A 12,492-nucleotide genomic window follows, 5' to 3' on the forward strand; every position below is an offset into this window, starting at 1 on the left:
AAATACGTAAAGGGTCTGAAAATGTTAATGCAAAATTTGCAATTTCTTTATCTAACTTTTTGACTATTTTTGAAGGATTTTGAAAACCCACAAACTAATGAAAAAATTATCCTTATTGGTATTGGGCTTTGCCTTTGCCTGCAATTCCTCCCAGAAAACAGTTTCGGAGGCCCAACAACCAAAACCGGTAGCCAGTCCGGTGTCCTATGCGGAATCCATTACTCAAGATGAACTTAAAGAACATTTATACACTTATGCTTCGGATGAGTTTGAGGGCAGGGAAACCGGCGCTCCCGGACAAAAAAAGGCCGTGGATTATATTAAGGCCCACTATGAATCCTTGGAAATTCCACCGGCACAATCAAATGGCGATTATTTTCAAAAAGTGCCATTGGAGATGTCCAAAGCTCCCCAAGGAAACTTGAGCATCAACGATACCTCTTTTGAGCTTGGCGAGCATGTATTGACCTTCTCAGAGGCCAAGGGTGCACATAACAGCATTGTTTATGCAGGGTATGGTATAGAAGATGGTGAGTATTCCGACTACAGTGGAATCGATGTTAAAGGAAAATATGTGCTCATTAAAGCCGGCGAGCCCGTTGATGCAAATGGTGTGTACGAGATTTCTGGAAATATGGAAAAATCCGTTTGGAGCAATGCATCAGAAGCTGTGGGCAAAAAACAGGATATTGCCCACGCAAAAGGAGCTATCGGGGTATTGTACTACGATATGTTGAGCTTCCCAAGATTCAGCAGGTATTTTCAGTTTATGAAGAAAAACAATAGTGGTAGAATGCGATTGGCCGAGGACAAGAGTGATGAAGTTCTCATTTACTTGGACGATACCGCGGTAAAAGTACTCAAAAGTGACATTGAAGAAGACAATGTTCCCAAAGTCATTGAGGCGGATATCCAATTGAACATTTCAAGCAGTAATGAAGGAATCAATTCTGAAAATGTCGTGGCTGTTTTAAAAGGTTCCGAGAAACCAGATGAGTTTGTGGTTATTTCTTCCCACTTGGACCACATCGGAGTTACTTCCGATGGACAGATAAATAATGGTGCCGATGACGACGGATCGGGCACTGTTTCCCTATTGGAGATTGCGCAAGCATTCAAAAAAGCTGCCGATGAGGGCAATGGCCCAAAACGCTCCATAGTCTTTTTGCATGTTACCGGAGAAGAAAAAGGACTTTTGGGTTCCAGATATTATACCGATGTTGATCCTGTTTTTCCTTTGGAAAACACTGTTGCGGACCTTAACATTGATATGATCGGGCGGATAGACCCCAACTATGAGGGAGCTAGAAACTACTTGTATTTGATAGGCTCCGATAAATTGAGCACCGAATTGCACAATCTATCCGAAGAAGTAAATAATAAGTACACCAACATTGAGTTTGATTACACGTACAATGATGAAAACGACCCTAACCGTTTTTATTACCGAAGCGATCATTACAACTTTGCAAAAAACAATATTCCGATCATTTTCTATTTTAACGGTACCCACGCGGATTATCACCGCCCGAGTGACACACCCGACAAAATAAACTATGATCTTTTGGAAAACCGATCAAGACTTATTTTCCACACAGCATGGGAAATAGCCAACAGACCTAATAGATTGGTAGTTGACAAGGCCGCTGATTAAGTATTGGAATTTTAAAAAAAAGCAAAAGCCCTCCATGTTGAGGGCTTTTTTATTTGGAATAAGGAGATATAATATTGTTCAAGATCATTCTGAACTTGTTTCGGAATCTCATAATAAGAGCATTCAAAAACTGTAGCTATGTCCAAAAGTGATGGTCAGTTCGATTCTATTACCTGTTGATAGACTTTTGAATAATTGGATGACATTCAAATGGAAATTGTGCTTTTCCTTTAAAACATAAGACAGGTTTGCTCTCAAATTAGTCACACTGGTTTTGGCCATACCCGAGTTGCTTGTATTGTAAGATGCTCCAAAATTGGTGTTCAAGGTGTTCTCCAAAAATTTATTGTTAATGTTCAAAGTAGGTCCCCAAGTAGATGAATTTTCGGCACCTACTGTATTGAGTGTGCCATTAAGGGCTGTGGTAATGTTCATATTTCGATTTGGCATTCCCATGGTATAGGAAACATTGCCATTATGAAACGTGGAGGCATTCCCTATTCTAACTACGCCATCTTCTGCATTGGATACATCTGCCAAGGCATAGTTGATGTTCAAGTTTTGCTGCAAATCTTCCCTTTTGGAAAGAATGTAGTTGATATTAACATTAGCATTTTGAGAAAGTTGCCTGTAATTCAACGCATCATATTGATCATCCAATAGATTATCATCGTTTATGACTTCGAACTGATTGACTTTGGCATTGGTAAACGTTGTGAAGTTGGAATACGAACCTGTTATCGTTAATACTTCGGAAGCATTGTAGGTCGCATTCAAAGAGCCCACCGTCCTGTTCATGGAACGTTCCTTTTGATTTTCAAGATCATCGCGTTGATATCCTACATTGAATGCCAAATTCAATTTATTTTCAAAAAGAACTGTACCTGTGTTAAGGGTAATGTTCTCAAAATCATTGTTGAAAAAATAAGCACCCAGCGTTTCGTACCCAGGGGCAATCCGTTCATAGGCAAGTCCCAAAGTGGACTTATCAAAACTATAGTCCAATCCTGCACGGAAGGCATCAAAATATTCAGTTGAAATTCTATCGTTTAAAAAGAGCCCTGCCAGATTTCCTTGCCCATCTGTAAGCTCATTGGCCCTAAGATCTTGGGTCATGCCGGATGTGGCATAAGCGGCATTGACTTGTAGGTTTTCCAAAATTTTGTATGCTCCTTCCAAACTCAACACCATATTTTCTTTGGGTGTCACTCCTTGTTCATCGGGAGCCACACCAATCGAATTCATGTCATCTTTGGCATAGAAGGCGATAACTCCCACAGTGTACTTCTCTTGCTCATACCCCACTTTTAGCCCATAACCCATACGTTGAAAAGCGGGAATGGTCTGCTCATCTCCATTAAATTCGGTGGCCTTAAGAAGCCTGCCTGCCATGGCGTTTAACCTCCAAGGTCCGTTTGGGGTCAGCTCCACCCCTCCCCCAGTAAATTGGTGACCATTCAAGGTATGGGGAGAGAAACTCATGCTCACATCACCAATATGTCCCTGAATCCATTTGTATTTTGGGTGCAAGCTCAACCTATTTAGATTGAAGGGGAGATTATAGTTCAACTGCTCTCCTTGGTTGGAATAGCTATAGCTAATAGGCATACTGAACTGGTAAAAAGAGATATTGAGGTTGCCCTGCAAAAAATAAGTAAAGGGTTGCCTGCCCTGTTCTTGGTTGGAGTTGTAAAAAACACCATTGGTTGAAACTCCACCACCCAGTTCAAAGGCCTTGCCTTTGCCCAAGGTCTCCAAATCGACGGTTTGGGCAGATGCTATGGCAACAAAAAAGAAAAAAGACAGCGTGAGCCAACGTATTTTAGAAATAGTTAAGGCCATGTGATAAAATGAAGATTGGATGAGAAAAAATCATTCAAATAGCACTCTCTTCTCAAGATTTTACTCAAGAAGAGAATAGCTATTAATTAAAATTCAGTTTGACCTTAAAATTGATAGGATGTCAACAATTCATTGTTTTGGTTAACAAAGACTCTATTATCAACTGTATCAACAAGGTAATTTGGTGTTTTGTCCAACAAATCTATTTCCTTTTCAATTTTCCCAGTCGCCTTGTTCACCATATAAATAGAGTGCTTGGTAGGTGCCGTATCACTTTTCACCTTTGTAACTAAAAAATGATGGTCGAGGGTCTGTTGTGAATTAAAATAGCGTGTTTTGGTAACTTCCAACACGGGTTGCATGGCATTGCCATTGTCCACATAAAGACCTGCAACTAATGAAGTTTCCTGATTAGTACCGTTCTGATCTAAGTTGCTTCGGTATACCCCATTGGACAAATCGGTTAGCATGTTTATATTTTCAATGGAACCGGCAATATCCAAATCGACACCTAAAACCGCGCTCCCAGCAAAATCGCCTAAAGCAATCAGTGCATTTGATGAAGATGGAGGTTGGTAATAATCCGTGTATACCAATTCTCCTTGGTTTGATAACATTGATACGTGTTGATCAGTAAACAAGAAATAGCCTTTATTCATAACATATTCCGCCTGTAAAGGTGTTTTTCTAGATACTTTTTCCAAATCAACATTTTCGGCAAAAAGGTCAATATCCCCTGTTTCCAAATCGAACTTATATGCATTGCCGTTCTCATAAATAACAACCTTGTCTTCCTGTTCGTCGTAGGCGACTGCAGGTATGGAACGAAACTTTACATCTTTCTTCCAAACATCCTTTCCTGTATCATAATCAATAATATTGGAACGTTCGGTTGAAATATACATTACTCCCTTTTTTGTAAGACTATTAAAATAGGCGTAACCGCTTATTTTCGTGTCCCATACCTTTTTACCGTTTGCGTCAACTCTGGCCATTTGCCCCACTTTTTCCCCTTTGCCAATGGCAATAAAATCACTTCCATTGGGAATAACCTCAGTCAATGGGTCCATTTTATAGCTTTTTTTCCAAAGTAAATTATTGGTTTTAGGGTCTATAATGTTAAACCCTTCGGTCTCTACCAAAATCAAATTATCCGTATCGTCGTCCTGAACAAGGTCTATCATATACCCCCTTAATTTTAGTTTGCCCGGGGTTATATCTTCTCCACTTTTAGGGTCAAGAATCGTTAATTTATTGGACTTTTTAATCCCGACATAAATACTGTTGCTTATAGGGGAATACACCAATGCCTTTATTTTCTTATTGGCTTCATAATGCCACAGTTGATTGCCATTCTTTGGGTTTATAACATATATTTCGTCGTCGATCCCAATAATCATATTGCCATTTTGATCAAATTGTGGCTCATGATCTACAAATGAGACCCCACCAAAAGCTTTCTGCAATAGATTTTCCTTGTTTTTTCCAACAGGTACCATCCATTCTTCGGTCCATGTTCTAAGACTGAACCTCATTAGATATCGCATTTTATCCTGTACCAACTCAAACAAAATCATGGCCTGTTCTGGATAAACAGTAAACCCTTTTACTTTATATCCGTTCTCCTTAGTGTCGAACAAAATATCCCCGTTACTGGAGTTAATGAGCACTCCTCTGGTTTTACCGATAATGGGTACATATTCCGCATAAAACATAGGGAGTCCTGGAATACTTAAAAAAGAGTTGCGATCTACAGATTTAAGGGTGTCGTTGAACCAAACTTCAGCCCCTGTATTATTGTCCAAGGCCATAAGGCCTTTATCGCCTGCGGCCAAGATGAGACCATCGTTGGTTTGCTCAATCCAGCCTACTTTATAGAGTTTTTCGTTTAAATTGATTTCCCAGAGCTTATCCTGAGCATAGGTAGTAGTAATGCATAATGCCAATATTAGCATTAGGTAATTGTTACGTAGCATAAGTAAGATTTAATGGTTAATGGTTGTTTTCTTCCACTATCATTTTATGGAAGAAACTTGATTTAGGGGTTATGCTGCGTTTTATTATTATAGCTTAAATCATATCGAACTTCTTAGTTACTACAGTTATCATTGAGAATATCTTCAATTGTTGGGTTAAATAAATTCTCATATACTGAATAAGAACCGGAAAAACTATTATTCATAAGGTTTGTTAGCCCACAAAAGTCATTCAAAGAATCATTGTAAATTATAGCTACGGCATCCACGGATGTTAGGTTGGCTACACCATCTAAATCCTGTAGAGATTTACAATTATATAGCTGTAATCGCTCTATTGAAGTTAAACCTATTAGGCCATCCACATTTTGCAAATTATCACAACGGTTAATAATCATTTCTCCATTAAAAGATGTCAGGTTTTGAAGGCCATTAATATCAAAAAGATGTTCATTATCCATTAACCACACATCACTCTGCACGGTTTGAAGATTGTTCAATCCATTTAGATTAATAAGGTTAGGGTTACCCGAAATGTCCAATCGCCCACCAATTGTTGTGAGGGAATTCAAATCAAACACATTGTTCAAGTTCTCGTTATGTTTAATACCTACACCCACTCCTGTGGAAATCAAATTGTTGAATCCTTGTAAACTTGTTAAGGAATTGTTTCCTGCTATTTGAACTCCACTTTCCAAAGTTTCAATATTTGAAAAAACACCTAGTGAGGTTATTTTGGGATTATTAGTTACATTAATAGAACGAGTGACCATAATGCCCTGTAGGGCACTTATATCTTCAACATTTTGGTTATCGTATATAATACACCTATTAACATTTTCAATGCTGTTCAACCCTTCAAGGGTTTGTAGCGTACTTGTTGCAAAAATGGCCAAATCCCCACCTATAGTTTCCAAAGTGTTTAAACTAGATAAATCAATGATAGGGTTTTCGGAATCCTCGTCTTCTCTTAGTTTAAGATCCCCTGTTATTTCCCTATAGTTATTAAGCCCAAATTCATCTACCTCCTCTTGACTTCTTAATTCGATACTACCAATGAATATATCCTCGTCCACATCGTTTATGGTGATAATAATGGTACTTTCTTTGGAAATAGCTCCATTTTCCACTTTTACTTTTCCGGTAATACTGGTATTTGTTTCAAAATCATAAATGGAAGTCTTATCCACATATAATTGACCTGTTTTAGTATCAATACTAAAAGCGCCAACAGGTGTTTGTTCCATAATGGAAAATGTTACACTGCCTTGGTTTGTTGTACCCGGAACAGTACCAATCAATTGATTTTCTGTAGGGTTCTCATCAATTGTGAAGGTCTTATCTTCAGTTTGGACAGTTACTATTACTTCTTCTGACTTTGGGTCATCCTTACTGCATGAACTAAAAAGCGTGAAGAGGACAATTAGTACTGAAAAACAGAGCTTGTCCTGTATTTTAGCTTTACAAAGTTTTTCTTGATGAAGTACTGCATAATTTTTACGTAGCATAAGTAAATTTTTAATGGTTACTATCTGTTTTTCTTCCGCTATCATTTTATGGAAGAAACTTGATTTGGGGGTTATGCTGCGCTTAATCTTTATTGTTTAGGTCATTATAGTATTGGTTGCTTACAATTGTTTTTATTTAAGATGGGCAAAACTTACAAAGTAAGCTGCTTCTGGATTATGGAATTTGTATTTACGGCTCATTTTATTGTTTAATTATTTTCAGTCACACTCTCTCTTTTACGGCACGAGCGCGACGCTCGCGCTAGCGGGGGGCTCTAAAAAGGATTCTAATTTCTCATTTTCTATGATAATAGTTTTTGCTTCAAGGCTTTTTGAAAATAACCCTAGAAATGCAAGAAAAAGTAATATGTTTTTTAAAATTTTCATCTACCCTCTTTTTCTAAAATTGAGAGCCATTGCATAATTAATTCCTTAAAATCCTCTGTTGGCAATTCTAAGTCAGAATATCCAACATCACTCCCCATTAACTTAGTGGTATTGGCTTCAATATAAGCTACACCAACCACATCAGCACCGATATCATTAAACTCCATTTCTCCATTTAATACTGGATTCAACTCTGGTAGCAAATCTTCTTTTATATCTTTCGACCTATTCCAAAGGTCTAAAAACTGAGCAAGTATTTGGGTACTTTTAACATCAGTAACAACATGGATTCTATCCAAAATAATCTTTAATTCCAAATCATATTTTTCAAATAAACTCATATCTTAAAAGCTAGGAAATGCTGTTGTAATCTTACCCGCTTCATCCAAAAACATTACAACTGTATGATCTGTAGTGGTTGTCCCTTGATATTTATTACCTCCAAGAGGAGTTTTGTTTTTAAAGGCATTAGCGATTTCTGCTTGTATCTTTTCTGCACTCCAATTATCAGGAAAGAAAGTAGATTTATCAGCTTTCACTTTCCAATTTGTGCCTTCTGCATTCACAAAACCATCAATCTGTTTTTCTACTTTCGCCCTATAAAACTCATCTCCCAAGTCGTCTAATTGAGTACCTGGTTTTATTCTAGTAGTTCCATCTGCAAAAGCTTTGTTTGAATGAATTCCTGTGACTTTATATATATTTTTACCTGCTGCGTTCGTGCCAATAATTTTTACATCCCCCTCTAATAGGTGTTTATTTAGCCCATCATTTTTAACAACACCATCAAATTTCTCTAAGAAGTCAGGGGTTTTTCTGAGCTGATCAAAGGCATTGTCTCCCAGATCATCCAACTTTTTCCACGCCTCAACCAAATCTGGATTTTCAGCAACTGCCTGTGCAAAAGCACCATCATTCAAATCCAAGTTGAAGCGCTTTAGCGCGTCATCATCTAAATTAAGACTTTTAATCTTATTTAAAAATACCGTACTCTGCTGTTGCGACACTTTCAGTACTTTATAAGAATCATCCGAAAGTTTTATTATCCTCCCCACATTTCCCCCCCCTGCTGGTGCGAGCCTCCCGCTCGTATCTTTAATCTCTATTTTATGTCAAAGAACGTTTATATAATTATTAACACAATCTCTTACTCATTCTCGGCACCAGCCAAGAGGCTCGCGCTAGCGGGGGCAAATGTTTTCCAAGAAGTTTTCTTTTGGTCCTTATCAGAGCAGTAGCCTTTTAATGCATCAAGAAATTTTGCAAGGCTATCATTTTCCCATTCACTTAAATTTTCTTGTAAATCTTTCTGTAAAGAGTTTAAGAATTTGACAAAATCCTTTTGGTTATTAATTTCCTCTGCCTGTTTGTAAATATTCATTGTTTTATATTTTAATTTTGAATATCAGGGAAGGTTCATTTTAGTGATTGAAGGTAATTTTTTCCCTTTTCTGATAAAGAGTAAGGCCTGCTCTTTTTTATAAAACCATACTCTTTTAACTTAATTACCCGCTCAGTCAAATGGGCTTCTGAAAAATTAAATACCCCGTAGAACTTTCTGTCTAATACTGACATACCTATCCCTGAGCCATTTAATTCTTCGTAATCTCTGATCATTTCTAATATTTGAGTATCATATTTATCCATTATTATTCGGGTATTTGTTGTACATCAGGGTGGTATAGTTGATAGTCCCTCATACCGTCTGGTTTTATAATGTAATCCCCTGCTGGCGCAAGCATCATGCTTGTGCCGTTTATCCTATACATCATATATCTATCGCTAAAACAGTTTGGTCTTCTTGATAATTACGCACACTACTATATTTCCAATCCATTGGGTCGGTCACAAAACCTGCCTCGACCGGATTGTTATGTATGTAGCTTATTTTTTGCTGTATCACTCCGTCACTCCATAATTCTATTGGTTTGTTGTGTTGTTGCCAAAATTGGTACTGTTGCACATTACTCTTTACCTCTCCTGCTCGTTGAAACATTTCCAACATCCATTCCTTTCTACTTTCTTGAGGGTTTTCGGCAATTGTACTTATCAATTTTCGAGAGGTATATCCTTTAAAATCCCGCATCAAACCCGATGGATTGCCAACGGTAGACCTAAAAATCAAATGTACATGGCTTGGCATAAAACAATAGGCAAAAACTTCCATACCCTTTTCCAATCGGCAATAATTTATACTCTCTTCCAAAACATTAAAATATTCTTGGCGGACAAATACATCTATCCAATACACCGTGGCAAAACTTACAAAGTAAGCTGCCTCTGGATTGTGGAACTTATATTTACGGCTCATTTTAATATTCCTTTATTGTTCATAATATCATTTATTTCACGAGCGCGACACTTCGACAAGCTCAGTGCAAGTGCTCGCGCTAGCGGGGACGCCATTTCTCCTGTATGAAACCAAGGCACTTCGTCAAACAATCCCAACGCTTTTAAATATCGGCTCACAAACTCACTACAGTCCATTTTTGCCAATGCTTCCTCCGTTAGTTTTCCTTTGAATTTTTTGAATACCAGTTGGGTGGTGGTTTTCTGTATAGAACAACTTCACATTTATCACATTTATCACATTTTAATATTCTCTCACCACCTTTTTTAAAATCTAATTCATCAAATGCAACATCTGTTATACTTAAAAGTCCATCAGAACAATTTGGGCATTCTACAACAGCATTTACATTTTTTCTGAATTCTTCAACAGCATCAAGCCATTTTTTCCTTTTTTCAGTCATCACTTAAAAAGATTAATTGTTTTGTTAGCAAAGTCATATGCTGCTTTAGTTTCTTCTGATACTTCGGCAGCTGTACCAGAACCTCTTAATTTACTTGTTTTCAATCTATGCATTTCATGTAGGATTGTTTTGATTAATTCGTCTTCACTTGCAAATGCCTCTTCACCAATATTAAATCCATTTTTCTCAAACCATGTCATTCCAGAGAAAGGAGCGTTATCATATGAAATTGTCCTTCCATTTATCTCTATCTGAACTGGAGTTTTACTAGCAAAAGCCCCCGCTGGTGCGAGCGTCACGCTCGTATCTATAAACTCTATGTTATGTCAAAGAACGTTTATAAAATTATTAACACAATCTCTTACTCATTCTCGGCACCAGCCAAGAGGCTCGCGCTAGCGGGGCTTGTATTAATTATTTTACCAATACTTACTTAAAGATTTTTCAATTCTTTCCTTTAAATCTTCCTGATCAAAAAAAACCTCCGACCAATTGCTGCTTTTCATTTCAGAATCATTCTTTTTCATAAAATCAAAAAATAAATGATTGTCTTCATAAATAATAATAATCCCTAAGCTAATCTTACTCTCAAAATCAATTGACAGGGTTTGTACGTTTTGAAAATTAATCTCCTCTTTGAATTCTATATGAGTTATTTCTTTTCCCATTAAATCTTGAAACCATTGTTTTATTTCAGTTTTAGTTTTATTGAATTCCATTTAATTGACTATTTGAATATTTGACACTTTAGGTTGAGCTATATTAAGTCCTTTTTCATTAAAATAATTCCATCTTGTAGAGCCTTTTTCATAAAAAATCCCCCACCCCTTTCCACTTCCCCTGGCAATTGTAACATTTGCTGGGATATCGAATTCTACATAAATTTTTCCAACGATATCAGTATAATGCTCCTTGCCCTCAAGAAGAACATGAGTCAGTCCTCCTGATCTTTTCTGAAGTTGTGATGTTTCCACCATAATATCATACTCTGCTTTTGTCATCCAAGACCCAATTCTAGATGTTTCGGATGTTGTCATAAATGTTTGCCCCTCCCTCCAAAACAATCTTTTTACCTTTACAATGCGGTTTGACAACCTCCTATTTATCTCTTCAAAGAACTCATCCCACTGGCCTTTTGTAAAGTTACGCATCGCCTGCAATATCTTCTTTACCTTGGTAGATTTGGAAACCCAACCAGCTACAGGAACCAAACTACTTGCAACCACAATAAAGATTTTTCCATGATGGTATCTCGCTTCATTGTCGGTTTCAGAGATTGTGTTCCAATAATCTGCCAATTTTTCCTCCACATCGGCGATCAGTTGCTTTAGGTTTTCCCGCTCCTGTACAAAGTCCAAAAACTCGTCAACTTCATTGCGTAGTCTTTCGGCATCTTCACAGCGTTTGGCCCTGTAAGCAATAAACTTTAAATTATATCAAAGAACTTCTAAATACTACTGCATGAGCGCAGTAAGCATCTTCTTTTAAGGAAAATTCTTTTTTATGTATTCACACAATTTGATAGTATCTCTTTGAGATGAACCCACGATTTTTTGACAATCCTCTTTAGACAAAAAATTGATATATTCAACTCCATGCTTTCTTTTTAAAAAATATATTTCTAACGGTTCAATTGTATAATTTTTTCTACTTCCATAACCATGCATTATCCATGATAAATCACCAGAAAAGTTTTCAATCAATCTGATAAGTTTAAAATAGATGTTATCTTCTTTGTCTAAACCTTTAAAGTGAAAACTAAATATTGATATACTTGATTCATCTAACGGATTGAATGAATTAATTTGAGGTGAACCAAGTTCATGGTATAAATCAAGTGTATAATAAAGTAATTTTTCAGGTTTAGACATTCTTGACGTATTATGGTTGTTCTTAATCGATCGAATTAAATTCATTTTTGTCTTGATTTCTTTGAAACCAGATTTCCTTTTACTATAATAAACCAGAATCCCCCCCTTACCGTCTCCTTCTGACTCTATAACAATCTCGTACAATAAGGATAACCCCCAGATTTGAGAATCAATACCTCCCGAATACAATTCATAATCTTTTCCTAGAACGTTTTTTGTATGGAAAATTTCTTCTCGTTCAAACCTCCCCTTCCAATCTGCTATTTCAGGCGGGGTAACTTTTCTTTGTTTTAGAAGTATTATCAACTTTTCCTCAATTTTTAATTTTAACATTTGTAAATCGGTTCCATTAATACCATACAAATGCTTGTTTACCCTTTTAGAAATGAGTGTTTCAAAAACTGATTCAAAAATCTGATACAGACCATCTTTTGATTTTTTTTTCCCTAATATTTCTTTTTCAGAGTAAATACTGAAAATAGTGATGACATCCATACCTAT

The 12,492-nt window shown here is 36.8% G+C and carries 15 protein-coding genes; 1 reads left to right on the forward strand and 14 read right to left on the reverse strand.

The annotated features are described in order from the left end of the window. The first annotated feature begins 97 nt into the window (after window positions 1-97). Window positions 98-1,654, forward strand: a complete 1,557-nt coding sequence (locus PY092_RS09990) for a M28 family peptidase (RefSeq protein WP_275615710.1) — start codon at window positions 98-100, stop codon at window positions 1,652-1,654. 123 nt (window positions 1,655-1,777) lie between these two features. On the opposite strand, the gene PY092_RS09995 is transcribed toward PY092_RS09990, so the two are convergent. The 14 genes from PY092_RS09995 to PY092_RS10060 form a co-directional block, all read right to left on the reverse strand. Beyond that, window positions 1,778-3,496, reverse strand: coding sequence for a hypothetical protein (locus tag PY092_RS09995; RefSeq protein ID WP_275615711.1), 1,719 nt, complete (start codon window positions 3,494-3,496; stop codon window positions 1,778-1,780). A gap of 104 nt (window positions 3,497-3,600) precedes the next feature. Continuing rightward, window positions 3,601-5,472, reverse strand: a complete 1,872-nt coding sequence (locus PY092_RS10000) for an outer membrane protein assembly factor BamB family protein (RefSeq protein WP_275615712.1) — start codon at window positions 5,470-5,472, stop codon at window positions 3,601-3,603. A gap of 113 nt (window positions 5,473-5,585) precedes the next feature. Beyond that, entirely contained in the window at window positions 5,586-7,025 is a 1,440-nt protein-coding gene (locus PY092_RS10005; RefSeq protein WP_275615713.1) for a cadherin repeat domain-containing protein, read from the reverse strand. 338 nt (window positions 7,026-7,363) lie between these two features. Next, window positions 7,364-7,708: a hypothetical protein gene (locus PY092_RS10010; RefSeq protein WP_275615714.1), complete on the reverse strand. Its 345-nt coding sequence runs from the start codon at window positions 7,706-7,708 to the stop codon at window positions 7,364-7,366. Between the two features lie 3 nt (window positions 7,709-7,711). After that, entirely contained in the window at window positions 7,712-8,374 is a 663-nt protein-coding gene (locus PY092_RS10015; protein WP_275615715.1) for an EndoU domain-containing protein, read from the reverse strand. A 140-nt stretch (window positions 8,375-8,514) separates the two neighbouring features. After that, window positions 8,515-8,748, reverse strand: coding sequence for a DUF7660 family protein (locus PY092_RS10020; RefSeq protein ID WP_275615716.1), 234 nt, complete (start codon window positions 8,746-8,748; stop codon window positions 8,515-8,517). Window positions 8,749-8,783: 35 nt separating this feature from the next. After that, window positions 8,784-9,014 carry a hypothetical protein gene (locus PY092_RS10025; RefSeq protein WP_275615717.1) on the reverse strand — a complete coding sequence of 77 codons (231 nt, stop codon included), beginning with the start codon at window positions 9,012-9,014 and terminating at the stop codon, window positions 8,784-8,786. 2 nt (window positions 9,015-9,016) lie between these two features. Then, on the reverse strand, window positions 9,017-9,139 hold the full coding sequence (locus PY092_RS10030; RefSeq protein ID WP_275615718.1) for a hypothetical protein: 123 nt from the start codon (window positions 9,137-9,139) through the stop codon (window positions 9,017-9,019). Beyond that, window positions 9,136-9,678, reverse strand: coding sequence for an REP-associated tyrosine transposase (locus PY092_RS10035; RefSeq protein ID WP_275615719.1), 543 nt, complete (start codon window positions 9,676-9,678; stop codon window positions 9,136-9,138). The genes PY092_RS10030 and PY092_RS10035 overlap by 4 nt, the downstream gene beginning before the upstream one ends. 196 nt (window positions 9,679-9,874) lie before the next feature. After that, complete coding sequence (locus PY092_RS10040) at window positions 9,875-10,120, reverse strand: hypothetical protein (RefSeq protein WP_275615720.1); 246 nt, start codon at window positions 10,118-10,120, stop codon at window positions 9,875-9,877. Further along, complete coding sequence (locus PY092_RS10045) at window positions 10,120-10,419, reverse strand: hypothetical protein (RefSeq protein WP_275615721.1); 300 nt, start codon at window positions 10,417-10,419, stop codon at window positions 10,120-10,122. Before PY092_RS10045 ends, PY092_RS10040 begins: the two co-directional genes overlap by 1 nt. A 120-nt stretch (window positions 10,420-10,539) precedes the next feature. Continuing rightward, a complete protein-coding gene (locus PY092_RS10050; RefSeq protein WP_275615722.1) occupies window positions 10,540-10,839 on the reverse strand; it encodes a hypothetical protein in 300 nt (99 codons plus the stop codon). Then, window positions 10,840-11,430, reverse strand: a complete 591-nt coding sequence (locus PY092_RS10055) for a TreTu family toxin (RefSeq protein ID WP_275615723.1) — start codon at window positions 11,428-11,430, stop codon at window positions 10,840-10,842. Between the two features lie 174 nt (window positions 11,431-11,604). Beyond that, a complete protein-coding gene (locus PY092_RS10060; protein ID WP_275615724.1) occupies window positions 11,605-12,486 on the reverse strand; it encodes a hypothetical protein in 882 nt (293 codons plus the stop codon). Window positions 12,487-12,492: the final 6 nt, after the last annotated feature.

Origin of the sequence: Flagellimonas yonaguniensis, from assembly GCF_029193885.1 — a bacterium.
Taxonomy (GTDB): Bacteria; Bacteroidota; Bacteroidia; order Flavobacteriales; family Flavobacteriaceae; genus Flagellimonas; species Flagellimonas yonaguniensis.

Coding starts and splice junctions, on each gene's coding strand:
- PY092_RS10010 (WP_275615714.1), bottom strand. CDS start 7,708: ATGAGTTTATTTGAAAAATATGATTTGGAATTAAAGATTATTTTGGAT.
- PY092_RS10035 (WP_275615719.1), bottom strand. CDS start 9,678: ATGAGCCGTAAATATAAGTTCCACAATCCAGAGGCAGCTTACTTTGTA.
- PY092_RS10060 (WP_275615724.1), bottom strand. CDS start 12,486: ATGGATGTCATCACTATTTTCAGTATTTACTCTGAAAAAGAAATATTA.
- PY092_RS10040 (WP_275615720.1), bottom strand. CDS start 10,120: ATGACTGAAAAAAGGAAAAAATGGCTTGATGCTGTTGAAGAATTCAGA.
- PY092_RS09995 (WP_275615711.1), bottom strand. CDS start 3,496: ATGGCCTTAACTATTTCTAAAATACGTTGGCTCACGCTGTCTTTTTTC.
- PY092_RS10030 (WP_275615718.1), bottom strand. CDS start 9,139: ATGATGTATAGGATAAACGGCACAAGCATGATGCTTGCGCCAGCAGGG.
- PY092_RS10005 (WP_275615713.1), bottom strand. CDS start 7,025: ATGATAGCGGAAGAAAAACAGATAGTAACCATTAAAAATTTACTTATG.
- PY092_RS10020 (WP_275615716.1), bottom strand. CDS start 8,748: ATGAATATTTACAAACAGGCAGAGGAAATTAATAACCAAAAGGATTTT.
- PY092_RS09990 (WP_275615710.1), top strand. CDS start 98: ATGAAAAAATTATCCTTATTGGTATTGGGCTTTGCCTTTGCCTGCAAT.
- PY092_RS10050 (WP_275615722.1), bottom strand. CDS start 10,839: ATGGAATTCAATAAAACTAAAACTGAAATAAAACAATGGTTTCAAGAT.
- PY092_RS10025 (WP_275615717.1), bottom strand. CDS start 9,014: ATGGATAAATATGATACTCAAATATTAGAAATGATCAGAGATTACGAA.
- PY092_RS10000 (WP_275615712.1), bottom strand. CDS start 5,472: ATGCTACGTAACAATTACCTAATGCTAATATTGGCATTATGCATTACT.